The organism is Streptomyces sp. NPDC014733, from assembly GCF_043083385.1.
Classification (GTDB): domain Bacteria; phylum Actinomycetota; class Actinomycetes; order Streptomycetales; family Streptomycetaceae; genus Streptomyces.
In genome coordinates this window covers 472,262-495,493 of sequence record NZ_JBIBYO010000002.1, presented here as the reverse complement: position 1 = coordinate 495,493, position 23,232 = coordinate 472,262, and the positions used below count along the sequence as shown (strand labels likewise).

At 74.3% G+C, this 23,232-nt stretch carries 18 protein-coding genes; 9 read left to right on the top strand and 9 right to left on the bottom strand.

Annotated features, from left to right (window positions below):
- Window positions 1–41: 41 nt before the first annotated feature.
- Together ACF1BH_RS06900 and ACF1BH_RS06895 are read right to left on the bottom strand one after the other, a co-directional pair.
- Complete coding sequence (locus ACF1BH_RS06900; protein ID WP_391641356.1) at window positions 42–1,709, bottom strand: AMP-binding protein; 1,668 nt, start codon at window positions 1,707–1,709, stop codon at window positions 42–44.
- Complete coding sequence (locus ACF1BH_RS06895; RefSeq protein WP_391641355.1) at window positions 1,706–3,409, bottom strand: AMP-binding protein; 1,704 nt, start codon at window positions 3,407–3,409, stop codon at window positions 1,706–1,708. The genes ACF1BH_RS06900 and ACF1BH_RS06895 overlap by 4 nt, the downstream gene beginning before the upstream one ends.
- A 128-nt stretch (window positions 3,410–3,537) precedes the next feature.
- Between ACF1BH_RS06895 and ACF1BH_RS06890 the strand changes: the two genes are divergently transcribed.
- A complete protein-coding gene (locus tag ACF1BH_RS06890) occupies window positions 3,538–4,371 on the top strand; it encodes a response regulator transcription factor (protein ID WP_391641612.1) in 834 nt (277 codons plus the stop codon).
- Window positions 4,372–4,494: 123 nt separating this feature from the next.
- Window positions 4,495–5,097 carry a GNAT family N-acetyltransferase gene (locus ACF1BH_RS06885; protein ID WP_391641354.1) on the top strand — a complete coding sequence of 201 codons (603 nt, stop codon included), beginning with the start codon at window positions 4,495–4,497 and terminating at the stop codon, window positions 5,095–5,097.
- A gap of 39 nt (window positions 5,098–5,136) precedes the next feature.
- On the opposite strand, the gene ACF1BH_RS06880 is transcribed toward ACF1BH_RS06885, so the two are convergent.
- The 5 genes from ACF1BH_RS06880 to ACF1BH_RS06860 all read right to left on the bottom strand — a co-directional run bounded on the left by ACF1BH_RS06880 (window position 5,137) and on the right by ACF1BH_RS06860 (window position 11,819).
- A complete protein-coding gene (locus ACF1BH_RS06880) occupies window positions 5,137–6,306 on the bottom strand; it encodes an XdhC family protein (protein ID WP_391641353.1) in 1,170 nt (389 codons plus the stop codon).
- 33 nt (window positions 6,307–6,339) lie between these two features.
- Window positions 6,340–7,797, bottom strand: a complete 1,458-nt coding sequence (locus ACF1BH_RS06875) for an NCS2 family permease (RefSeq protein ID WP_391641352.1) — start codon at window positions 7,795–7,797, stop codon at window positions 6,340–6,342.
- A 160-nt stretch (window positions 7,798–7,957) separates the two neighbouring features.
- Window positions 7,958–10,342 (bottom strand): xanthine dehydrogenase family protein molybdopterin-binding subunit, encoded by a 2,385-nt coding sequence (locus ACF1BH_RS06870; RefSeq protein WP_391641351.1) that lies wholly within the window; start codon window positions 10,340–10,342, stop codon window positions 7,958–7,960.
- Window positions 10,343–10,344: 2 nt separating this feature from the next.
- On the bottom strand, window positions 10,345–10,941 hold the full coding sequence (locus tag ACF1BH_RS06865; protein ID WP_391641350.1) for a (2Fe-2S)-binding protein: 597 nt from the start codon (window positions 10,939–10,941) through the stop codon (window positions 10,345–10,347).
- On the bottom strand, window positions 10,932–11,819 hold the full coding sequence (locus ACF1BH_RS06860) for an FAD binding domain-containing protein (RefSeq protein WP_391641349.1): 888 nt from the start codon (window positions 11,817–11,819) through the stop codon (window positions 10,932–10,934). The genes ACF1BH_RS06865 and ACF1BH_RS06860 overlap by 10 nt, the downstream gene beginning before the upstream one ends.
- 307 nt (window positions 11,820–12,126) lie before the next feature.
- Between ACF1BH_RS06860 and ACF1BH_RS06855 the strand changes: the two genes are divergently transcribed.
- The 3 genes from ACF1BH_RS06855 (at window position 12,127) to ACF1BH_RS06845 (ending at window position 16,303) form a co-directional block, all read left to right on the top strand.
- Window positions 12,127–13,782 (top strand): PucR family transcriptional regulator, encoded by a 1,656-nt coding sequence (locus ACF1BH_RS06855; RefSeq protein ID WP_391641348.1) that lies wholly within the window; start codon window positions 12,127–12,129, stop codon window positions 13,780–13,782.
- Between the two features lie 395 nt (window positions 13,783–14,177).
- The gene (locus tag ACF1BH_RS06850) at window positions 14,178–15,101 is read left to right on the top strand and encodes a hypothetical protein (protein WP_391641347.1); all 924 of its coding nucleotides are present in this window, start codon (window positions 14,178–14,180) and stop codon (window positions 15,099–15,101) included.
- A gap of 335 nt (window positions 15,102–15,436) precedes the next feature.
- A complete protein-coding gene (locus tag ACF1BH_RS06845) occupies window positions 15,437–16,303 on the top strand; it encodes a hypothetical protein (RefSeq protein WP_391641346.1) in 867 nt (288 codons plus the stop codon).
- 45 nt (window positions 16,304–16,348) lie between these two features.
- Here ACF1BH_RS06845 and ACF1BH_RS06840 read toward each other — a convergent pair whose 3' ends face one another.
- Entirely contained in the window at window positions 16,349–17,164 is an 816-nt protein-coding gene (locus tag ACF1BH_RS06840) for a GntR family transcriptional regulator (RefSeq protein ID WP_391641345.1), read from the bottom strand.
- A 127-nt stretch (window positions 17,165–17,291) separates the two neighbouring features.
- Here ACF1BH_RS06840 and ACF1BH_RS06835 point away from each other — a divergent pair, with 127 nt between their 5' ends.
- Window positions 17,292–18,131, top strand: coding sequence for a (2Fe-2S)-binding protein (locus tag ACF1BH_RS06835; RefSeq protein ID WP_391641344.1), 840 nt, complete (start codon window positions 17,292–17,294; stop codon window positions 18,129–18,131).
- 7 nt (window positions 18,132–18,138) lie between these two features.
- On the opposite strand, the gene ACF1BH_RS06830 is transcribed toward ACF1BH_RS06835, so the two are convergent.
- Entirely contained in the window at window positions 18,139–19,149 is a 1,011-nt protein-coding gene (locus tag ACF1BH_RS06830; protein WP_391641343.1) for a hypothetical protein, read from the bottom strand.
- 48 nt (window positions 19,150–19,197) lie between these two features.
- On the opposite strand from ACF1BH_RS06830, the gene ACF1BH_RS06825 reads away from it, so the two are divergent.
- The 3 genes from ACF1BH_RS06825 to ACF1BH_RS06815 all read left to right on the top strand — a co-directional run bounded on the left by ACF1BH_RS06825 (window position 19,198) and on the right by ACF1BH_RS06815 (window position 23,160).
- Window positions 19,198–19,830 (top strand): TetR/AcrR family transcriptional regulator, encoded by a 633-nt coding sequence (locus ACF1BH_RS06825; RefSeq protein ID WP_391641342.1) that lies wholly within the window; start codon window positions 19,198–19,200, stop codon window positions 19,828–19,830.
- Between the two features lie 308 nt (window positions 19,831–20,138).
- On the top strand, window positions 20,139–21,599 hold the full coding sequence (locus tag ACF1BH_RS06820; RefSeq protein WP_391641341.1) for a glycosyltransferase: 1,461 nt from the start codon (window positions 20,139–20,141) through the stop codon (window positions 21,597–21,599).
- Between the two features lie 55 nt (window positions 21,600–21,654).
- Window positions 21,655–23,160, top strand: a complete 1,506-nt coding sequence (locus ACF1BH_RS06815) for a DUF6056 family protein (protein WP_391641340.1) — start codon at window positions 21,655–21,657, stop codon at window positions 23,158–23,160.
- Window positions 23,161–23,232: the final 72 nt, after the last annotated feature.

Genomic DNA, 23,232 nt, shown 5'->3' with positions numbered 1-23,232 from the left:
CGGAACGGCAAGACCGCCGGCGGCCCCGGCAGGCCCGCCGGCTACACCTCCTCCCCCTCCTCCGCCAGCCGCTCCCGCAGCTCGATCTTGCGGACCTTGCCGCTGACCGTCATCGGGAAGTCCTCGACCAGCTCCAGCCGGCTGGGGATCTTGAAGTGGGCGAGCCGGGCGCGGCAGTACGCGGTGAGTTCGTCGAGGGTGAGCGGGTCGGCGGCGTCGCGGAGGATGACGCAGGCGGCGATCGTCTCGCCGTACTTCGCGTCCGGGACGCCGACCACCTGGACGTCGGAGATCTTCGGGTGGCCGTGCAGGAACTCCTCGATCTCCCGCGGATAGACGTTCTCACCGCCGCGGATGATCATGTCCTTGATGCGGCCGACGATGCGGACGTAGTCGTCGTCGTTCATCACCGCCAGATCGCCGGTGTGCATCCAGCGCTCCGCGTCGATGACCTCCGCGGTGCGCTCAGGTTCCTCCCAGTAGCCGAGCATCACGCTGTAGCCGCGGGTGCACAGTTCGCCCGTCGCGCCGCGCGGCACGGTCTCGCCGGTCGCCGGGTCGACGACCTTGACCTCGATGTGCGGCAGCACCCGGCCCGCCGTCGCCGTACGGTGCTCCAGATCGTCGTCGCGGCGGGTCTGGGTGGAGACCGGGGAGGTCTCGGTCATGCCGTAGCAGATGGACACCTCCGCCATGTGCATCTCGGCGACCACCCGCTTCATGATCTCCTCCGGGCACGGCGAGCCCGCCATGATGCCGGTACGCAGCGACGTCAGGTCGTACGTCGCGAAGTCGGGGTGTGCCAGCTCGGCGATGAACATCGTGGGGACGCCGTAGAGCGAGGTGCAGCGTTCGTCCTGGACGGCGCGGAGCGTGGCGGTCGCCTCGAAGGAGGGCGCGGGGATGACGAGGCAGGCGCCGTGCGAGGTGGCTGCGAGGTTGCCCATCACCATGCCGAAGCAGTGGTAGAAGGGGACCGGCAGGCAGATCCGGTCGTGCTCGGTGTAGCCGACGGTCTCCCCCACCCAGAAACCGTTGTTGAGGATGTTGCGGTGGGAGAGGGTGGCGCCCTTGGGGAAGCCGGTGGTGCCGGAGGTGTACTGGATGTTGACCGGGTCGCCGGCCGACACCTCGGCGGCGCGCTCCGCCAGCCGCTCCCGGGGCACGGCGGCGCCGGACGCCAGCAGCTCGCCCCAGCCCGGGTCGCCGAGATGCACCACCTTGTCCAGCTCGGGGCAGTCGCCGCGCACCTCGGCGGCCATCGCCCGGTAGTCGCTGCTCTTGTGGCCGGTGGCGGCGACCAGCAGCCGGGTGCCGGACTGCCGCAGCACATAGCCGAGTTCGTGGGTCCGGTAGGCCGGGTTGACGTTGACGAGCACGGCGCCGATGCGGGCGGTGGCGTACTGGAGGAGCAGCCACTCGGGGCAGTTGGGCGACCAGATGCCGACCCGGTCGCCGTTGCCGATGCCGTGGGCGAGCAGCCCGAGCGCGACCTCGTCGACGTCGTGGTCCAGCTCCGCGTAGGTCCAGCGGCGCCCGGAGGGGATGTCGACCAGCGCCTCGCGGTCGCCGAACCGCGCGGCGGTGCGGGCGAGGTCGGCGCCGATGGTGCGGTGGATCAGCGGCCGGTCGGTGTCCCCTCGGGCGTAGGCGGCTGCCGTACCGTCCGGGGACGGTGCGGCCGCGGTCTCCGTGGCGGGTGGGGTCATCGGTGGTTCTCCTCCCGGTATTCGGCGCCGCCGTCGCCCTGCGCGGTGCGTTCGCGCAGCTCGATCCGGCGGATCTTGCCGGAGACGGTCTTGGGCAACTCGGCGAATTCCAGGCGCCGGATGCGCTTGTACGGGGCGAGCACGGCGCGGGAGTGGGCGAACAGCGCCTTGGCGGTCTCCGGACCCGGCGCCCACCCCTCGGCCAGCACGACGTACGCCTTGGGGACGGCGAGCCGCAGCGGATCGGGCGCCGGGACGACGGCCGCCTCGGCGACCGCCTCGTGCTCCAGGAGCGCGCTCTCCAGCTCGAACGGGGAGATCTTGTAGTCGGACGCCTTGAACACGTCGTCGGCACGGCCCACGTAGGTGATCCTGCCGTCGGCGTCGCGGGCGCCGATGTCGCCGGTGCGGTAGTAGCCGTCCGCCATCACCTCGGCGGTGCGCTCCGGGTCGCCGTGGTAGCAGGCCATCAGGCCGACCGGGGCCGAGGAGAGGGCCAGCGCGATCTCGCCCTCGTCGCCCGGGGCGCCGGTGACCGGGTCGAGCAGGACGACGTCGTAGCCGGGCGTGGGGCGGCCCATCGAGCCGGGCTTGACGGGCTGACCCGGTGTGTTGGCGACCTGCACGGCGGTCTCGGTCTGTCCGAAGCCGTCGCGGATGGTCACACCCCAGGCGGCGCGGACCTGCTCGATGATCTCCGGGTTGAGCGGTTCGCCGGCCGCGACGATCTCCCGGGGCGGGCGCGTGAGCGCCGACAGGTCGGCCTGGATGAGCATCCGCCAGACCGTCGGCGGTGCGCAGAAGCTGGTCACCCCGGCGCGGTCCATCTCGGCCATCAGCCGGCCCGCGTCGAAGCGGGTGTAGTTGTGGATGAAGACGGTCGCCTCGGCGTTCCACGGGGCGAAGAGATTGGACCAGGCGTGCTTGGCCCAGCCGGGTGACGAGATGTTCAGATGCACATCGCCGGGGCGCAGCCCGATCCAGTACATCGTCGCCAGATGCCCGACCGGGTACGAGGTGTGGGTGTGCTCGACGAGCTTGGGGCGGGCGGTGGTGCCGGAGGTGAAGTAGAGCATCAGCGAGTCGTCGGCCCGGGTCGGCCCGGTCGGCTCGAACGCCTCGGACGCCTCCCGCGCCTCCTCGTACGCCAGCCAGCCCTCGGGCGCGCCGCCGACCGCGATCCGGGTGTAGTCCCCGGGGACCTCGTCGAACTTGGCGGTGTCCTCGGCCCGGACGACGACGTAGCGGGCCTTGCCGCGGGTGATGCGGTCGGTGAGGTCGACGGGGCCGAGCAGCGGCGTCGCGGGGATCACCACGGCGCGCAGCTTCATCGCGGCGAGCGCGGTCTCCCACAGTTCGGCCTGGTTGCCGAGCATCACCACGATGCGGTCGCCGGGCCGTACGCCGTGGGCCGCGAGCCAGGAGGCGGCGCGGTCGGAGCGGCGGCGCATCGCGTCGAAGCTGATACGGGTCTCGGTGCCGTCCTCCTCGACGATGTGGAGGGCGGTGCGGTCGTTGCCGCGGGCGATGACGTCGAACCAGTCCAGCGCCCAGTTGAAGTGGGCCGGCCGGGGCCAGCGGAAGTGTGTGCGGGCGCCCTCGTAGTCGTTGCCGAAGCGCACCAGGAGGTCCCGGGCGGCCCGGAACTCCTCGGTCGCGTCCGGCGAGCGGCCCTGCTGCGTGCCGTCCCTGTCCGACATGTGTCCTCCTCATTGCCCCACGCCTGGTTGACATCGTGTAATCAGTGACGCATGTCTCACCACCCCCGTACGGGGGGAAGCGGAGGTTATGGGTGTACGGCGAGCCGGGGACGGACACGTCCGCAGACCTGGGGGCGGCTCTGGCGCGGTTGCGCCGCGGCAGCGGACTGCCGGTGGCGTTCGGCGGACTGCACGGCGGGAACGGACGCTACCGGCTCAGTTCGCTGGCCGGTACGGCGACCGCCGCGCTGCGCGGACTCGACATCCATCACGGCAACGGCGTCGGCGGCAAGGCGGTGGCGCTGCGCCGCCCGTTCACGGTGACCGACTACCACTCCTCCGCGGTGATCAGTCACGAGTACGACGCGGTGGTCGCCACCGAGGGGCTGCGGTCGGTGGTGGCGGTGCCGGTGGTCGTACGGCGGCGGGTGCGCGGGGTGCTGTACGGCGCGCTGCGCACCCCGGTGCGGCTCGGCGACGGCCCGCTGGCGGCGGTGATGGACGCGGCGCGGGAGCTGGAGGAGGCGCTGCTGCTCCAGGAAGAGGCGGCGCGGCTGCTGGCGGCGGCGCGGCAGCCGGCCGCCGATCCGGCGCGGTGGGAGGAGGTCCGCGAGGCCCACGGCGATCTGTGGACGCTGGCCCACCGGGTCGCCGATCCGCTGCTGCGCCAGGAGATGCTGAGGGCCTGCGGACGGCTCGCCGCCGCCTCCCCGGACCGCGCCGCGCCGCCCGGCGAGGCGCCCGCGCTGCCGGCACCGCGCGAGACACCGGCGCTGGCGCCGCGCGAGGTGGACGTCCTGGTGTGCATCGCGGCGGGCGCCGCCAACGCCGAGGTGGCGGAACGGCTGGGGCTGCGCCCGGAGACGGTCAAGAGCTATCTGCGGTCGGCGATGCGGAAGTTGGGCACCCACTCGCGGATGCAGGCGGTGATCGCGGCGCGGCGGGCGGGACTGTTGCCGTAGGCCGGTCGGGCGGGCGGCTCGCGGTCCGGACGGCTCCGCCGGGTCGGCGGCTGCTTCGGCGACCGCGGCCGCCCCCCGGAAACACCGTTGCCGCGCCCCCGCCCCGGCCGTCATCATCCCCGCATGATCGATGCCTCCGCGCTTGACGAGAAGCCCGTCCTGACCGGCGCCCGGATCCGGCTGGTGCCGCTGGACGCACGGCACGCCGCCGACTACCACGCCGCGACGCTGGACCCGGAGATACGACGGCTGACGGGTAGCCACCGCAACTTCACCCGGGAGGAGATCGAGAGGTGGTGCGCCGGTGCGGCGGCGCGGGCCGGGCGGCTGGATCTCGCCGTCGAGGACCGGGAGAGCGGCCGCTTCCTCGGGGACATCGCGCTGATAGACGTCGACCCGGACAACGGCCACGCCACCCTGCGGATCCTCCTGGTCGCCGGTGCCACCGACCGCGGGCTGGGCAGCGAGGCCGTCCGGCTGCTGCTCGGCCACGCCTTCGACCGCGTCCGGCTGCACCGCGTCCAGCTGGAGGTCTGGGACTTCAACCACCGCGCCCGACGCGCCTACGAGCGCTGCGGTTTCACGGTGGAGGGCCGGATGCGGCAGGCGCTGCGCTGGGACGGCGCCTGGCACGACGCCCTGGTGATGGCGGCGCTGCGGACGGAGTGGGCGGACGGCGCCGGACGGGCGGACGGCGCCGCAGCGGAGGCGGACGCCACCGGCTGAGCCGCCGCGGCGCCCGCCCCCGTGGCCGAGCGGTCCGCGTCAGGCGACCGAACCTATCCGCGGCGGCGGGTCCCGGTGGATGGGCGTGTGGGCGCCGGTGAGGGGGGTGCCGGTGCCGCCGCGGCGGTTGGCGACGATCTCCGCGGCGATGGACAGCGCGGTCTCCTCCGGGGTGCGGGCGCCGAGGTCGAGGCCGATCGGGGAGCGCAGCCGGTGCAGTTCCAGCTCCGTCAGCCCGGCCTCGCGCAGCCGCTCCAGGCGGTCGAGGTGGGTGCGGCGGGAGCCCATCGCGCCGACGTACGCCACCGGCAGCCGCAGCGCGCGCTCCAGCAGCGGGACGTCGAACTTGGCGTCGTGGGTGAGGACGCAGAGCACCGCGCGGGCGTCCAGCTCCTGGGAGTCGAGGTAGCGGTGCGGCCAGTCGACGACGATCTCGTCGGCGTCCGGGAAGCGGCCGGTGGTGGCGAAGACGGGCCGGGCGTCGCAGACCGTGACGTGGTAGCCGAGGAACTTGCCGACCCGCACCAGTGCGGCGGCGAAGTCGATCGCGCCGAAGACCAGCATCCGCGGCGCGGGCACCACGCTCTCCACCAGCAGCGTCACCGGCTCCCCGCACCGCGACCCGTCCGCGCCGATCTCGACGGTGGCGGTCCGCCCCACCTCCAGCAGCGCCCGGGTCTCGGCGACGGCGGTACGGTCCAGGTCGCTGTGGCCGCCGAGGGTGCCGGTGACGGCGCCGTCGGGGCGTACCAGCAGGGCGCGGCCCAGGAGGGCGGGCGGGCCCTGCACCACGCGGGTGAGCGCCGCCGCCTCGCCGTGGGCGGCGGCGTCCAGCGCCCCGGCGAGCGTGGCGGCGTCCGCCGTCCGCGCACCGTCCCGGGCGTCCGCGGCGTCCGCGGCGCGGACCGGGGTGACGAGGATGTCGATGGTGCCGCCGCAGGTCAGGCCCACGGCGAAGGCGTCCTCGTCGCTGTAGCCGAAGCTCTCGCGGACCGTCTCGCCGCTCGCCAGCGCCTCCTGGCACAGCTCGTAGACCGCGCCCTCCACACAGCCGCCGGAGACCGAGCCGACGGCCGTGCCGTCGGCGTCCACGGCGAGTGCGGCACCGGGGTGGCGCGGTGCGCTGCCGTGGGTGGCCACGACGGTGGCCACCGCGAAGTCGCGCCGCTGCTCGACCCACCGGTGCAGGTCGTCGGCGATGTCCAGCATCTCGTTCTCCTCAGGGACGGGGGCGGGCGGAGGCTACCTGACGCCGAGCCAGCTCTCGATCGGGTGGAGGGCGAAGTAGACGGTGAAGACCAGGGCCAGCGCCCACATGAAGCCCCCCACCTCACGCCATCTGCCCTGTGCCGCCCGGATGGCGGTGTAGGAGATGACGCCGGCGCCGACGCCCGCAGTTATCTGATAAGTGAACGGCATCAGGGCGACCGTGAGGAAGACCGGCACGGACGTCGCCCGGTCGCTCCAGTCGACATGGGCGGCCGCGCTCATCATCATCGCGCCGATGACGACGAGGGCGGCCGACGCGACCTGCGCCGGGACCAGTTGGGTGAGCGGGGTGAAGAACAGGCAGGCGGCGAAGAGCAGGCCGGTGACCACCGCCGACAGGCCCGTCCGGGCCCCCTCTCCGACGCCGCTCGCCGATTCGATGAAGACGGTCTGACCGGAGCTGCCGGTCACCCCGCCGATCGCGCCGCCGGCGCCGTCCACGAACAGGGCGCGGGACAGGCCCGGCATCCGTCCCTGCTCGTCGGCGAGGCGCGCCTCGGTGCCGACGCCGATGACGGTGGCCATCGCGTCGAAGAACCCGGCGAGCACCAGCGTGAAGACGATCATGCCGACGCCGAGGCCGCCCAGGGACTGCCAGCCGCCGAACTCGACGTGCCCGAAGAGCCCGAAGTCGGGTGCGGCGACGGCGCTGCCGTGCAGGGCGGGGGCGGCGCCCTGCCAGTCCTTGTCGGTCAGTCCGGCGATCTTGGTGACGGCGACGGACACCACGCTGCCGGCGACGATGCCGATGAGGAGGGCGCCGGGCACCTTACGGGCCTGGAGCATGAAGATCAGCAGCAGGGTGAGGCAGAAGAAGAGCACCGGCCAGCCGGAGAGGTTGCCGGTGAGTCCGAGGGTGAGCGGTCCGCCCTCGCCCTTGCCGACGAACCCTGCCTTGACCAGCCCGAGGAGGGCGACGAACATCCCGATGCCCATGGTGATGGCGTGCTTGAGGGCCTGCGGGATCGCGTTCATGACCCTCTCGCGGAGGCCGGTGACCACCAGCAGCATGATCACCGTGCCGTAGAGCACGCACATGCCCATCGCCTGCGGCCACGTCAGATGCGGGACGACCTGGGTGGTCAGCGCCGCCGAGACGTTGAGCCCGGCGGCGAGCGCGAGCGGCACCTTGCCGACGAAGCCCATCAGCAGGGTGCACAGCGCCGCGCCCAGCGCCGTCGCGGTGACCACCGCGGCGTGCGGCGGTGCGTGGCCGGCGACGTCGGGGGTGCCGAGGATCAGCGGGTTGAGCAGCAGGATGTAACACATCGCCATGAACGTCGTGACGCCGCCGCGTATTTCACGGGCGGGCGTCGAGCCGCGGTCGGAGATGTGGAAGTACCGGTCGAGCCACGCGCGTCCGGCGGGCAGCCGCGCGCCGCGGCCCGCGTCCTCCGCCGTCGTCGGTGGCCGGGTGGGCTGGTGGGTCATGGTGCCTGGCTCCCAGGTGCGGAAGGGAGCCCGCGCCGGGCGGGCTCCGGGACGGAACATCGGCTGCACGACCCGGGGGACGGCCCGAGACGGACGGGGCCGTCCGGCGCTGCGCGGACGGCGACCGGGCCGGGGTGCGGCGCACGCCCGGCCCGGTGGCTCAGGTGCCGGTGAGGTGTTCGGGGCGCACCGGCGTCTTGTTCAGTTCCAGGCCCGTCGCGTCACGGATGGCCGCGAGGACGGCCGGGGTGGACGAGAGGGTCGGGGCCTCGCCGACGCCGCGCAGCCCGTACGGGGCGGCACCGTCGGCGAGTTCGAGGACGTCGACCGGGAGGGTCGGGGTGTCCAGGATGGTGGGGATGAGGTAGTCGGTGAAGGAGGGGTTGCGGACCTTGGCGGTCTCCGGGTCGACGAGGATCTCCTCCATCACGGCGACACCCAGCCCCTGGGTGGTGCCGCCCTGGATCTGGCCGACCACCGACAGCGGGTTGAGCGCCTTGCCGACGTCCTGCGCGCAGGCCAGCTCGACGACCTTGACCAGACCGAGGGCGGTGTCCACCTCCACCACGGCGCGGTGGGCGGCGAAGGAGTACTGGACGTGGCCGTTGCCCTGGCCGGTGCGCAGGTCGAAGGGTTCGGTGGGCCGGTGCCGGAACTCCAGCTCCAGATCGACGGCCTCCTCCCCCAGGACGTCCGCGAGGTCCGCCAGCACCTCGCCGCCGTCGGTGACGACCTTGCCGCCCTCCAGCAGGAGTTCGGCCGTCGCCCACGCCGGGTGGTACGCGCCGAACCGCTCCCGGCCCAGCTGGAGCACCTTCTCCCGCACCGCCTCGCAGGTGTGCTTCACCGCGCCGCCGGTCATGTACGTCTGCCGGGAGGCGGAGGTGGAACCGGCCGAGCCGACCTGGGTGTCGGCGGGGTGGATCGTCACCTGCTGGACGCCCAGCTCGGTGCGGGCGATCTGCGCGTGGACGGTGACGCCGCCCTGACCGACCTCGGCCATCGCGGTGTGCACGGTGACGACCGGTTCGCCGCCGGCCGCCTCCAGCCGCACCCGGGCCGTCGAGTAGTCGTCGAACCCTTCGGAGAATCCGACGTTCTTGATGCCGACGGCGTAGCCGATGCCGCGCACCACGTCCTCGCCGTGGGTGGTGTTGGAGAGTCCGCCGGGCAGCGCCCGGATGTCGGCGCCCTCGGTGGTCTCCCACTGCTGCTCCGGCGGCAGCGGCAGCGCCTTGACGCGGCGCAGCAGTTCGGCGACGGGCGCCGGGGAGTCGACGGGCTGCCCGGTCGGCATGACCGAGCCCTGCTCCATGGCGTTGATCCGGCGGAACTCCACCGGGTCCATGCCGAGTTCCGCGGCGACCTTGTCCATCTGCGCCTCGTAGGCGAAGCACGCCTGGACGGCGCCGAAGCCGCGCATCGCGCCGCAGGGCGGGTTGTTGGAGTAGAGGGCGAGCGCCTCGATGTCCACGTCGTCGACGACGTACGGGCCGACGGCGAGGGAGGCGGCGTTGCCGACGACCGCCGGGGAGGAGGAGGCATAGGCGCCGCCGTCCAGGACGATGCGGCACCTGACGTGGGTGAGCTTGCCGTCCTTGGTGGCGCCGTGCTCGTAGTGGAGCTTGGCGGGGTGGCGGTGGACGTGGCCGAAGAAGGACTCGAAGCGGTTGTAGACGATCTTGACGGGTTTGCCGGTGCGGAGCGCCAGCAGACAGCCGTGGATCTGCATCGACAGGTCCTCGCGGCCGCCGAAGGCGCCGCCGACGCCGGAGAGCGTCATCCGGACCTTCTCCTCGGGCAGCCCGAGGACGGGGGCGATCTGCCGCAGGTCGGCGTGGAGCCACTGGGTGGCGACGTAGAGGTCGACGCCGCCGTCCTCGGCGGGCACCGCGAGCCCCGACTCCGGGCCGAGGAACGCCTGGTCCTGCATGCCGAAGACGTAGTCGCCGGTGACGACGACATCGGCCCGCCCGGCGGCGGCGTCCGCGTCGCCGCGGACGATCGGCTGGCGGTGGACGATGTTCGGGTGCGGAACGTGCGGGGCGTGGTGGTCGGTGCGGTGCTCGTGGACGAGCGGGGCGCCCTCGGCGGTCGCGGACGCCTCGTCGGTGACGACCGGCAGCTCCGCGTACTCGACCTTGATCTTGGCGGCGGCGCGGCGGGCGGTCTCCGGGTGGTCGGCGGCGACCAGCGCGACCGGCTCGCCGTGGTGGCGGACCCTGCCGTCGGCGAGGACCGGGGTGTCCTGGACCTCCAGGCCGTAGTGCTTGACCTCGGTGGGCAGGTCGTCGTAGGTGAGGACCGCGTACACACCGGGGGTCGCCAGCGCCTCGGAGGTGTCGAGGGAGACGATCTCGGCGTGCGCGACGGTGGAGCGCAGGGTGTGGCCCCAGAGCATGTCCTCGTGCCACATGTCGGAGGCGTACGCGAACTCGCCGGTGACCTTGAGGGTGCCGTCCGGGCGGAGCGTGGAGGTGCCGATACCGGCCGGGGCGGTGGAGCCCTGGGTGAGGCCGGTGGGGGTACGGGTGACGCCTGCCATGGTCAGGCCCCCTTCTCCGCGGTCGGGGTGGCGGCGCGGGCGGCGGCGAGGCGGACCGCGTCGAGGATCTTCTCGTAGCCGGTGCAGCGGCAGAGGTTGCCGGAGAGCGCCTCACGGATGTCGGCGTCGGAGGGCTCGGGGTGGCGCTCCAGGAGTTCGTCGGCGGCGACCAGCAGGCCGGGGGTGCAGAAGCCGCACTGGACGGCGCCGGCGTCGATGAACGCCTGCTGGACGGGGGCGAGTGGGGCATCCGTGCCGGGGGCGGGGCGCGCCTGCCAGCGGCGGGCGGCGTCGGGGTCGGTGCCGCAGACACCGGGAGCCCCCGGGGCGCAGCCGCGGCCGGCGCGCGCCGCGGCGAAGTCCGCCAGCCCCTCGACGGTGACGACCTCGCGGCCCTCGGCCTGTCCGGCGGCGACCAGGCAGGAGCAGACCGGCACGCCGTCCAGACGGACCGTGCAGGAACCGCATTCGCCCTGCTCACAGGCGTTCTTGGAGCCGGGCAGCCCCAGCCGCTCGCGCAGCACGTGGAGCAGGCTCTCGCCCTCCCAGACGTCGTCGGCCTGCTGGGGACGGCCGTTGACGGTGATGTTCACGCGCACTGTGCGCTCCTCTCCTGTCCGCGGTAGGACTCCCAGGTCCAGCCGAGGGTGCGGCGGGCCATCACGCCGACGGCGTGACGGCGGTAGGCGGCGCTGCCGCGGACGTCGTCGATGGGGTTGCAGGCACCGGCCGCGAGCTTCCCGAACTCCCGGGCCAGGGACGGCGGGAGCGGTCCGCCGGACTCCCACAGCCCGGCCTCGTCCAGCGCCGCGGCGAGGAACTCCTCGGCGGCGGTGGCGCGTACGGGGGTGGGGGCGGCGGAACCGATGCCGGTGCGCACGGTGCGGGTGGCGGGGTGGAGCGCCAGACCGAAGGCGCAGACCGCGATGACCATGGCGTTGCGGGTGCCGACCTTGGAGAACTGCTGGGGGCCGGTGGCCTTGGGGATGTGGACGGCGCGGATCAGCTCGTCCGGCTCCAGGGCGTTGCGTTTGACCCCGCGGTAGAAGTCGTCGATCGGGATCATCCGGCGGCCGCGTACCGACTCGGCCTCGACCTCGGCGCCGGAGGCCAGCAGCGCGGGGTGGGCGTCGCCCGCCGGGGAGGCGGTGCCGAGGTTGCCGCCGACGCCGCCGCGGTTGCGGATCTGCGGGGAGGCCACGGTGTGCGCGGCGAGCGCCAGCCCGGGCAGCTCGGTGCGGAGATTCTCCATGATCTCCGTGTACGGCACCGACGCCCCCAGGCGTACGGTCCGCTCCCCGGTCTCCCACTCCTCCAGGTCGCCGATGCGGTGGAGATCGAGCAGATACGCGGGGCGGCGGTGGTCGAAGTTGATCTCGACCATCACGTCGGTGCCGCCCGCGAGGGGTACCGCCGAGGGGTGCTCGGCCTTCGCGGCGAGCGCCTCCTCCCAGGTGGCGGGGCGAAGGAAGTCCATCACGGCTCTCTTCCAGGATTAGGGCGAAGTGGTGCGAAGTAGGGCAAAGTACGGGAATCTCACAGAAGACTCTCGCTCGCCACCCACGGTGGGGTTCCACCGGTCGCGCCGCCGGCGAGCAGTTCATGTCCTGTTCATGCCGTCCGTGCCAGTCAACGCGGCCCCGCGCCCCGGGGTGCAGTCACCGAAACCATGAAGCGGTTGGCTGGCCACACGGCATGTCTTGTAGATTCGAACGAAAGGCGGGGTCGGTACACCTCGCGGCATTCACGGCACCACCACACAGCACAGATCGGCGGGCGAGGTCATGCGGCTCCGCGCACTCCTGGACACGGCATCCCTGGGCCTGACCCTGCTCGGGGGCGAGGACGAGCTGGAGCGCTCGGTCCGCTCCATCATGACCACCGACCTGCGCGACCCCAGCCGCTACCTCTCCGGTGGCGAGCTGGTCCTGACCGGTCTGGCCTGGCGCCGCGAGCCGGGCGACGCCGAACGGTTCGTCCGCATCCTGGTCGCCGAGGGCGTCGCCGGGCTGGGCGCGGGCACCGCGGAGCTGGGCCCCGTCCCCGAGGACCTGGTCGAGGCCTGCGCCCGCCACCGGCTGCCGCTCTTCGCCGTCGCCGAGGCCGTCTCCTTCGCCTCCATCACCGAGTACGTCGTCCGGCAGGTCTCCGCCGAACGCGCCGGTGACCTCGCCGCCGTCGTCGACCGCCACCGCCGTCTGATGACCTCCGGCCCGGCGGGCGGCGGCCCGGACGTCGTCCTGGACCTCCTCGGCTCCGACCTCGACCTGCGCGCCTGGGTCCTCTCCCCCACCGGCCGGCAGATCGCCGGGTCGACCCTGACCGGCCAGGGCCCCGAGCTGCCCGAGGGCAGGGGCGCACGGCTGGCCGGTGCCCATCTGGCCGCCGCCCGCGAGGGCCGCCCCGGCCCCTGCCGCGTCACCCTCGACGACACCGCGTACGCCCTCTTCCCGGTACGCCAGGACGGCCGGGAGGAGGGGCGCGAGACGCTGCTGTCGGAGTGGCTGCTGGCCGTCGAGGCGGACATCGCGGACTGGCCCGCCGAACGGCTCGACCTGCTCCAGGGCGTCACCCAGCTGATCGCCGTCGAACGCGAACGGCGCGATGCCGCGCGCACGGTGCGGCGGCGGCTCGCCCAGGAGGTGCTGGAGCTGGTCCAGACGGGCGCCGCCTCCACCGAGATCGCGGCCCGGCTCCGGCTGGCCGCCCCGGTGCTGCTGCCCGGCACGGGCGGCGCACCGCACTGGCAGATCGTGGTGGCCCGCGTCGAGTGGGACGGCGACGAGGGCCCGGGCGGCCCGGTGGCGCAGGCCCTGCTGGAGGAGGTCCTCACGGCCCCCGGCACCTCCGGACCGGAGCCGTCCGACCGGATCGCCGTGGCACACACCGGCGACGAGGCGGTGGCGCTGGTGCCGCTGCCCGCCACCTCCGACGGTGACGGCGAGGGGCTGCGCGCCACCGCGCTGCTCGCCACCGCCGAGGAGCCGCTCGGCCGCGGGCTGGCCGACGACGGCCGTCTGACGGTCGGCGTCAGCGCGCCCGTGCACTCCGCCGACGGACTGCGCGGCGCCCTGGAGGAGGCCCGGCACGCCCGCCGGGTCGCCGCCGCCCGCCCCGGCCGGGTCTGCGCCGCCGGCCACGAGGAACTGGCCTCGCACGTCCTGCTGCTGCCGTTCGTCCCCGACGACGTACGACGCGCCTTCACCGCACGGCTGCTGGACCCGCTGCGCGACTACGACCGCCGCCACCGCGCCGAGCTGATCCCCACCCTGGAGGCGTTCCTGGACTGCGACGGGTCCTGGACCCGCTGCGCCGGGCGCCTGCATCTGCACGTCAACACCCTGCGCTACCGCGTGGGCCGCATCGAGCAGCTGACGGGCCGTGACCTCTCCCGCCTGGAGGACAAGCTCGACTTCTTCCTCGCGCTGCGGATGAGCTGAGGCCGGGCGGCCCGCCGCCACCGGATCAGTGGCGCCCCGGGCCGGGGCGCACGCCGGGGCGGGCGGGTGAGTACACCGGCGACGCCGTACGGGACAGGGCCGCGCGAGGGCCGCGGACGTGGCGCCGGGGCCGGCCGTGTCCGCCCCGCTCCCGGGCCCGTTCCGGGTACCACGATCGGGCGGTGTCAGGGCGGTGTGCGCCGGGTGCGCCGGGTGTGCGCCGGGCCCGGCGGCCCGGTGATCACCGGCCGTTCCCGGGAGCCGGAGCAGTTCCGGGCGTTTGTGAAAACTTTCACCCGAGCCCTTGGCCGCGCCACGGAATCCGTGCTGAGATGCGCCCACGGCTTCGGCCACGGCTTCCATTTCCAGCTCAATGGCGCGCTCGGGAGGGCAAGGTGGCGGATACCGCTATGCCGAAATCCGCGAAACCCGAGGGATCCCCGGACGCCACCGCGTCCCCCGTGTCCCCGCGATCCACGACTTCGGCAGCGGCCCGCCGGGCCCCCGCCCCACCCCCGGTCCCCGCGGCCCGGACACCCGGCGACGACCCGCTCGACCGCGCCGTGTGGCGGCTGCGCTCCCGTGGCTGCTGGGACGATGCCGCGGCGCTGCTGGAGCCGCACGCCGCCCGCAGCGCACCGGCCGCCCTGCACCGCGCCGCCCTCCTCGTGGAACGCTGTATGTACACCGCCGCGGGCTGGGCGGCGGCGGAGGACGCGCTGCGCGCCGCGGAGGCGCTCGCCGCCGACGACGCGGAGCGCGGCGGCGCGGCCTGCGAACGCGGCCATCTCGCCTACACCGCCACGGTGTTGGGCGTCCGCGACCGCGCCGACGAGGCCCGCTCCGCGCTCGGCCGGGCCGCGGCGCTCCTCGCCCCCGATGCGCCCGGACGGCCGCTGCTGGACTTCCGGCGCGGGCTGATGTCCGAGCATGTCGCGGACAGTCCGCAGGCCGCCCGCGCCGCCTATCGCCGGGCCCACGCCGGTGCCACCGCCGCCGGGGACGCCCTGCTCCTCTCCGCCACCTGGCGCCACCTCGCCGGACTCGCCCTGCGGGACGGCGAGATGACCGAGGCGCGGCACGGGTTCGCCGAATCGCTGCGGATCCGGGAGGAGTTGGGCTTCCTGGTCGGCACGGCGCCCGCGTTGGTCGCCCTGGCGGACGCGGCGCCGGAGGCCGACGCCGACCACCTGCTCACCGAGGCGGCCCGCCTGTTCCGCCTCATGGGCGGCCTCCCCACCTGGCTCACCGGGCGCTTCCCCCGCGCCCTGCTGGACGGGAACGACGAGGCGGACGGACCGGGCGGGGAGCCCGCGTGACGCCACGGTGACCACGGCTCCGGGGCGGGGCCGCTCCCGCCCCGGGCCCCGCACCCCGCGCCGGGGCAGGAACCCCGTCAACCCCTGGGCGTCGGCCATGCCCGTCCGCGCCCTCATCGGCCGAAAACCTACGGCGGCGGGGCCGGAACGGGCGCCGCGGCGGGCCGTCACACCCGCGCAGCCAGGGCATCTCGGCCGCGCCCTACGGTCGCCGCGGACGGCCCGAGCCCGGGCCGGAGCGCCGAAAATGGCCGCAAGTGACGGTGCCGCCCCGGGGTCCGGGCTGGATGCTGGTCCGGTCCCCCGCCGTTCGGCAGAGCTTTCAGGAGGCATCCGTGGCAACTGAAGCGCACCGCACCACCACCTCGTCCGACTGGGGCAAGGCTGATTTCGAGGCGATCTACAACTGCCCGGATCCACGCCGCTACTTCACGACGCTCCAGCCGCTCGACTACCAGATACCCCACCACGGCCAGGCGGTGTTCCGCGCCGCGGTCGACGCCCTGCACCGCCGGCGCACGGACCGACCGCCGTTGCGCGTCGTCGACCTGTGCTGCTCGTACGGCATCAACGCCGCGCTCCTCAACCACCAGCTGACCCTCACCGACCTCTACGACCGCTACACCGCCCCCGGTCCGGACGGCGGCGGGCGGGTGGCGGCCGACCGTGCGTATTTCGCCACCCTGCGCCGGGCCGACGCGGTCCATCTCACCGGGGTCGACGCGGCGGACCTGGCCGTCCGCTACGGCCGCGAGGCCGGGCTGCTGGACGCGGGCTTCGCGGAGAACCTGGAGACCGCGCCGCCCTCCCCCGCACTGCGCGCCGCGCTCGCCGGCACCGATCTGATCACCGTCACCGGCGGCGTCGGCTACATCACGGCCCGCACGTTCGGCCATCTCCTCGACTCGGTGACCGCGCCGCCGTGGATCGCCGCGTTCGTGCTGCGCACCGTCTCGTACGATCCGGTGTCCGATCTGCTGACGCGCGCCGGGCTGGTGACGGAGAAGCTGCCCGCCCGAACGTTTCGTCAGCGCCGGTTCGCGGACGACGGCGAGCGGCAGGCGGCCTTCACGGCGCTGGCGGCGCGCGCCCTGCCGACCGCCGGCAAGGAGGCCGACGGCTTCTACCACGCCGACCTCTACCTCTCCCGGCCCGCCGCCGATGTCGCGGCGCTCCCGCTGGAGAAGCTGGTGACGGACTGACCGCACCCCGTACGGGCGCCCGGCCGGTGCCGCCGGCCGGGCGCCTCAGAACCGGTGGCGGGCGGGCGAGAGATGGTCGCGGGCGAGACCTGCGGCGCGGTCCGCCTCGCCGGCGGCCAACGCGTCCACCAGCGCCTCGTGCTGCGCGGCGTCCGCCTGGAGGTCCGCCGGGCGCGGGCGGGGCCCGCCGGCCGGGCGGCGGGCCCGGCGCAGCAGATCGTCGACGACCGCGGCCAGCCGGCGGTTGCCGGTGAGGGTCATCAGCGCGTGGTGGAAGGCGCGGTCCGCCTCGGCGTACCCGACGCGGTCGCCCCGCGCAGCGGCGGCGACCCCGTCGGCGGCCAGCGCGCGCAGCGCCTCCCAGCGCTCCGGGCACGGCACCGCGCCCGCCAGCCGGACCACCGCCGGGATCTCCAGCATCGCCCGCACCTCCGCCACCTCGGCGAGGTCGCGGACGCTGTGCTCGGCGACCCGGAAGCCGCGGTTGGGCACCACCTCGACGGCGCCCTCGCCCGCGAGCTGCTGCATCGCCTCCCGGACCGGGGTCGCCGAGACGCCGAACCGCGCGCCGAGGGCGGGCGCGGAGTAGACCTGCCCCGGCGTCAGCTCCCCGGCGAGCAGCGACTGCCGCAGCGCGGCGAGGATCTGCGCGCGGACGGAGTGGCGGCGCGGCCGGACGACGGGCGGCGCGGCCTCCGGCCGGGGCCCGGCGGCGGCCGTCCCGGGGGCGGCGCGCTCCTGCCGGTCCGCGCCGGGGCCGGTCCGTCCGGGCCCGGTGCCGCTCCGGTCTGCGACGGGGCCGGCCTGGGCGGGCACCCGGGGGCGGGCCGCCGGTCCGTGGTCCGCTGTGGCCTGTTCCATGGGGGTGCCTCCTGACATCCCCCGAACTTTAGGCGCCGAGCGCGAAGGTTCCCAGCTCGCGCCCCACAGGTACGCTTCCGCTAAGGTAAGCCTTACCTGCTAACGATCGCGATTCGGTGGTCTCCGCATGCCCTCTGCCCTCGCCACGTCCGCCCGCACCTCCCCGCTCTCCGGCGCCTATGCGCGGCTGACCGAGGTCTTCCCCGCGCTGCGGGTCACCGAGGCGGACGCCGCGCTGCCGGAGGGCGACGGCTGGGTGACCGCCGCGTCCCTCGCGGCCGGAGGCGAGGCCCTGGAAACCTTTCTGACCTGGGACGACGAGCAGATCCAGCGGGACTACGGCACCCGCGGCCGACCCGACGTGGTGGCCTCCTTCGCGCTGCACCGCTACGCCTGGCCCGCCTGTCTGCTGATCACCGTGCCGTGGTTCCTGCACCGCCGGGTGCCGTCGCTGCCCGCCGCCGACGTCGCCTTCCGGCGCGACGAGGGCCGGATGGCGGTACGCGTTCGCTCGTTCGCCTGCCTTCCCGGGGACCCGGCGGCGGAGCTGCCCGGGGCGCGGGTGGTCCCCGACGAGGAGGCGTTGCGCGGTGCGGTGCGGGAGGCGGTGGCCGAGCATCTGGGGCCGGTACTGGACGGCTTCCGCGGCCGGATGCGGCGCGGCCCGCGCGCCCTGTGGGGCATGGCGTCCGACGAGATCGTCGAGGGGCTGTGGTACCTCGGGCATCTGCTGGGCGAGGAGCGGCGCGCCGTCGCCGAGCTGGCGCGGCTGCTGCCCGGCGCCACCGCCCCGTACGTCGGCTCCGCCGCGTTCCGCGAGCTGACCGGGCCGGACGGCGCGGCGCTGCCGACCCGGGACCGCGCCAGCTGCTGCATGTTCTACACGCTGCGCCCCGAGGACACCTGCGTCACCTGCCCCCGCACCTGCGACGCCGACCGTGTCGCCCGGCTGACCGCCGCCGGCTGAGCGCGGGTCAGCCGGCCGGCCGGGCCCGTACGGTGCGGCGCGCCGCGACGTACAGCAGCGCCACCACACCCAGCAGGGCGGCGCCGCGCGAGGCGTACAGCAGCGGCTGCGGGGCGTGCTCCGGGTTCACGGCGAAGGCGAGGGCGGCGTAGAGCAGCAGCGCGGCGGCGGCGACGGCCAGCCGGTGACGGCGGCCCCATGCCGGCCGGTGCGACCAGTGCGCGAGCAGCACCCCGAGGAGTGTCAGCGCGGCCACCGCGACGGTCACGCCGCGCCAGGCCCCCTGGTCGTTGAGGGTGACGAACGCGGCGAGCAGCACCAGCGCGGCGAGGCCCGCGCACCACGGCGGCGGGACGGTGCCGGCCGCCCGCGCGGTCCGCCGCGGCAGCGCGAACGCCGCGCCCACGGCCGCGGCCACCGCCACCCCGACGGCGACGAGCTGCCCGGGCCGCGCGTGGAAGTCCGGCAGGACGACGAGTTGCCAGGTGAAGAAGACCGCACCGGCCGCGTACACCACGGCGAGCGCCGCCGTCCCCTGCCACCCCAGCCAGGGGCGCCCGGCGCGGTCCGGTACGCAGGACTCGATCACGGCGACGGGTGCGCCGAAGCTCCAGACGACATGGCCGACGAGGAAGGTCAGCAGCTGACTCGCGTCGACATCCATGCCGGGCAGCGGGGTGGGCAGCGGGCCGTCGGCGAAGTCCCGGTGGTTGAAGAGCGATTGGTCGATCCAGCCCGCCTGGATCAACCCCGCCGCCGTGGCGAGCAGCAGCAGCGTCGGCCAGCCGCGGCCGGCGCGCCGGGTGAGGTCGCGGATCAGCACCGCGGGCGCACCGTAGATCGGCAGCACGAGCACCACGGCGACCAGCAGCTCGACGGGGCTGGTGAGCACGCCCTGATAGCCGATCAGGTACTCGGCGCAGAACGGCGAGAGCAGGAGGAGACCGGTGACCGGCGCGGCACGGCGCCACCACGGCCGCCGGGCGGACGGGGCGAGAACAGCAGGGTCTGAGGACACCCCGGCACATTAACAGAGCAGTCACTCTATTATTGAGGGGTGCGTACCGTGAACCCCGAAGTCCATGCCCGCCGCCGCGCCGCGATCGTCGAGGCGGCGGCCGCCGAGTTCGCCGCCCACGGCGTCGACGGCACCAGCACCGCGGCGGTCTGCCGCCGGGCCGGAATCGGCTCCGGCACCCTCTTCCACTACTTCGCCACCAAGCGGGAGCTGTTCCACGCGGTCTTCGCCGACGATCTGCCGCGGACGGCCCGGCGCTGCGCGGAGGCGCTGGCCGCACCCGATCCGGACACCGGTCTCGCCCTGCTCACCGGTCATCTCATCGACGAACTGACCGATCCGCTGGCCCCCGGCCTCGCCTCCGCCGCCCTCCTCCAGGCCAACCGCGACCCGGAGTTCGCCCGGCTGCTCGCCGCCCTCGACGCGCAGCTCCAGGAGGCGTTGACGACCCTGCTGGAGCGCCTGGCGGAGCGCCCCGGGCGCATCCTGCCGCTGCCCGCGCCGTCCGCCGCCCGCTGGATCCGCCATCTGATCGACGCCGCCCATCTCACCGCCGATCCCGCGGAACGCGGCACCACCACCGCCGAACTCCGCCTGATCCTGTCGTGGTTGACGGGCCACCGGGAAACCCCTCAGGGAAATCCCGGTGAATCGGTCACGGGCAACTCACCACTTGCGTAACGGCGTTACCGATACGTAAATCATTCGCCCGCCTTTTCCCGTTCCTTACCGGGAAGGGGCGGGGATTGGGCCGTTCGGGTCAGTCCGGCACCCGGTGGCGTGTGGCGAATGCGTGGGGCGCGTTCTGTGATGAGATGCGGCCGTGGGGTGTGAAGGGGAGCCGGGCCGCCCGCGCCATCCGGAGGAATACGGGGGACATCACCCGCATTCCGGAACGGCGTACCGGGCTCCGGGCACCCGCCCGTTCCGCCGCGGCACCCGACCCGCTCCGGTACGGACCTCATCCGTTCCGATGCGAGGAGAGCAAGGTGACCACTCTTCAGATCTCGGTTGTGGTGCCGTGCTTCAACGAGGCAGCTGTCATCGAGACGTTCCACACCGCTCTCGTCACCACCCTCGACCGCACCGGGGAACCCTTCGAGATCTGCTACGTGGACGACGGGAGCGCCGACGGCACCGGAGCGCTGCTGCGCACGCTCGCCGCGGCCGACCCCCGCGTGCGCTACACCTTCTTCAGCCGGAACTTCGGCAAGGAGGCCGCCATGCTCGCGGGGCTTCGCATGTCCCGCGGCCGGGCGGTGGTGCTGATGGACGCCGATCTCCAGCACCCGCCGGAGCTGATCCCGCGGATGGTCGCCCTCCAGCGGCACGGCTACGACCAGGTCGTCCCGCGGCGGGACCGGGCCGGCGACGCCCTGGTGCGCACCGCGCTCAGCCGCACCTACTACGCGCTGGTGCGCCGCTTCATGGACGTGGAACTCGTGGACGGCGCCGGGGATTTCCGGCTGCTGTCGCGGCGCGCGGTGGACAGCGTCCTGTCGCTGCCGGAGAACAACCGTTTCTCGAAAGGCATCTTCTCCTGGATCGGATTCGAGACGGTCACCTTCCGGTACCGCAATGCCGAACGCGCCGCCGGCTGTTCGAAATGGGGCAGCAGAAGGCTACTGAATTACGGTATCGACGGCCTCCTCTCGTTCAACAACCGCCCGCTGCGCCTCGCCATCTACGGCGGGCTCTGGGTTTTCCTCTCCGCTCTCGCCTACGCCCTGTGGGTCGTCGGCAATGTCGCGCTGAACGGTGCGAACGTACCGGGCTATGCCACACTGCTGACCGCCATCGTGGCGCTGAGCGGAATTCAGCTGGTCACACTCGGCGTCATCGGCGAATACGTGGGCCGCATTTACCACGAGGCGAAACGCCGACCGCCGTATGTCGTACGGGAGACCGACGCCGCTCCGGCGGCCGATCCGGTGCCCGTGGCCGTCCCGGCGGCGGTGACCGCGGCGCCGACCGGGCCGGAGCCCGCGCCGCGCCCGGCGCTGCGACTGCCGCGGCTCCCCCGGCAGTTCGCGGTGTTCGTGCTGATCGGCTTCGCCAACACCGCCGTCTACCTCGCCGTCTACGCCGCGCTCAACCGCACCCTCCCCTATCTCGCCGCGCACGTCCTGGGCTACGCGGTCAGCACGCTCGGGTCGTTCCTGCTCAACTCGCGTTTCACCTGCCACACCCGGCCCACCTGGCGGGGGCTTGCGCGCTATCCGCTGTCGAGCGTCTTCAACCTGGTGGCGTCCGGCGCGCTGCTCTACGTCGCGGTCAGCCGGTTCGGGATGGACCGGAACCTCGCCGCGCTAGCCGCCGGGTTCCTCGTCACCCCCGTCACCTTCCTGCTCGCCCGGTGGGCCATCATCTCCGGCGGCGCGGCGTCCGCTCCGCCGCGCCGGACGGCCGCACCGCTCGGGCGCCCGGCCGACCGGCCCGAAGCGGGCTGACCACCTCACGGACCGGCCGCCCGCGCGGGCGGCGACGTCGAAAGGCAGTACCGCCATGGCCGACCGCGCCACCGGCACCACCGTCCCCCGCGAACCGGGCCCGGCGCCGCGGCCGGCGCGGGAGCCCGGCACACCGGAGCCCGCCGCCCGGCCCGGTGGCCGCTGGGTGGCGCTGCTCGCCCTGGCGCCGCTGACGCTCCTCGCCGTCGCGTCGTGGTCGGGCCGCTGGGTGCGGCCGAGCGGCGACGAGTGGTGCTTCCTGCCGATGGTGCGCGACGGCGGCGTCTCCGCGCTGGTCGACACCTTCTACACCAAGGACAACGGGCGCGTCGTCAACGCCCTGCTGGTCGGCGCGTACGCGCGGTTCGACGTGGCGGGACACCAGTGGTTCCCGCTGCTCAGCGGCGTCCTGATGCTGGGAATCCTGTGGGCGGTGACGGCGGCGGCGCTGCGCCGGGCCGCCGTCACGGCGCCCGCCGGGACCGCGCCGCTCGTCGCCGCCGTCCTCACCGCGCTCTTCCTCTTCGCCTCCCGGAACACGTACAAGACGTTCTTCTGGCCCGCCGCGTCGGTGTCGCACACCCTGCCGCCGGTGCTGGCCTGCGCGGCGGCGCTGCCGCTGCTGCGGGCCAGGACGCGCACCGGGCGGCGGGCGGCCCTGGGCACCGTGTGGGTCGCGGGCGTCCTGACGGCGACGCTGTCGGAGGAGACCACCGTCGTCGCCGTGCTGGTGCTGACCGCCGCCCGGCTGCTGGCCGGGCGGATCGCCGGGGAGCGGATGCGGCCGTTCCTGCGGCGCTGGTGCGCGGCGGGTCTGGCGGGCGCGCTGGTCGGCGGGGTGCTGCTCTACACCTCGCCGGGGCTGCGGATCCGCCGCGAGCGGCACGATGCGGCGACCTCCCAGCTGTTCGCCCCGGACTCGCTGCTCGGCGCCCTGGAGGGTTTCGCCCGCATCCTCGGCATGCTGCTGACGAGCTGGCCCTATCTCGCCGCCGTCGCCGTCGGCGTGCTGCTCGCCCTGCTCACCCGGCCCACCGGCGACGGTCCGCCCCGCCCACCGCGCGGCGCCGCCGCGCCGGCCGTCGCCGGTGCCGTGGTCTTCCTGCTCTCCGGCTATCTGTGCACGCTGCTGGCGTATCCGGTCTTCGGCGGCCATGTGACGTCCTCGACCCGCATCTGGAACGACTTCGTCTTCCTCTACCTGGTGCTGCTCCTCGGCGCGGGCGTCCTGCTGGGCCGCGCGGTACGGCGACGGGTGCGGCGGACCGGTCCGCCGCTGGTGGCAGCCGCGGCGGTGTGTGCGGTGGTCTGCGCCGCACTGCTGGCCGGCCTGGCGCACCTCGACACCGCGATGCGGTCGCGGGCGCAGGCGTGGGAGCGGCAGGACCGGTCGCTGCGCGCCGCGGCGGCCGCCGGTGCGCGGACGGTGCCGTACACGCCGCTGGTCATCGCCCGGATGACGGAGCCGTTCGACGCGCACGGCACCCCGCGCTGGTCGGCGCCGTGCGTCGCGCGCTACTACCACGTCGACCACCTCACCCGCGGCACCCGGCAGCCCTGACCACGGTGCGGCCGCGGCCGACCGGGTGAACGCCGCGGCGCGCCGGTTTCCGTCCCCGGCCGTGGCGGGACG

What these genes read in the sequence shown, in the direction of transcription:
- ACF1BH_RS06815 (WP_391641340.1), top strand. Translation starts at nt 21,655, where the DNA reads ATGGCCGACCGCGCCACCGGCACCACCGTCCCCCGCGAACCGGGCCCG.
- ACF1BH_RS06885 (WP_391641354.1), top strand. Translation starts at nt 4,495, where the DNA reads ATGATCGATGCCTCCGCGCTTGACGAGAAGCCCGTCCTGACCGGCGCC.
- ACF1BH_RS06900 (WP_391641356.1), bottom strand. Translation starts at nt 1,709, where the DNA reads ATGACCCCACCCGCCACGGAGACCGCGGCCGCACCGTCCCCGGACGGT.
- ACF1BH_RS06840 (WP_391641345.1), bottom strand. Translation starts at nt 17,164, where the DNA reads ATGGAACAGGCCACAGCGGACCACGGACCGGCGGCCCGCCCCCGGGTG.
- ACF1BH_RS06880 (WP_391641353.1), bottom strand. Translation starts at nt 6,306, where the DNA reads ATGCTGGACATCGCCGACGACCTGCACCGGTGGGTCGAGCAGCGGCGC.
- ACF1BH_RS06860 (WP_391641349.1), bottom strand. Translation starts at nt 11,819, where the DNA reads ATGGACTTCCTTCGCCCCGCCACCTGGGAGGAGGCGCTCGCCGCGAAG.
- ACF1BH_RS06835 (WP_391641344.1), top strand. Translation starts at nt 17,292, where the DNA reads ATGCCCTCTGCCCTCGCCACGTCCGCCCGCACCTCCCCGCTCTCCGGC.
- ACF1BH_RS06855 (WP_391641348.1), top strand. Translation starts at nt 12,127, where the DNA reads ATGCGGCTCCGCGCACTCCTGGACACGGCATCCCTGGGCCTGACCCTG.
- ACF1BH_RS06875 (WP_391641352.1), bottom strand. Translation starts at nt 7,797, where the DNA reads ATGACCCACCAGCCCACCCGGCCACCGACGACGGCGGAGGACGCGGGC.
- ACF1BH_RS06895 (WP_391641355.1), bottom strand. Translation starts at nt 3,409, where the DNA reads ATGTCGGACAGGGACGGCACGCAGCAGGGCCGCTCGCCGGACGCGACC.
- ACF1BH_RS06870 (WP_391641351.1), bottom strand. Translation starts at nt 10,342, where the DNA reads ATGGCAGGCGTCACCCGTACCCCCACCGGCCTCACCCAGGGCTCCACC.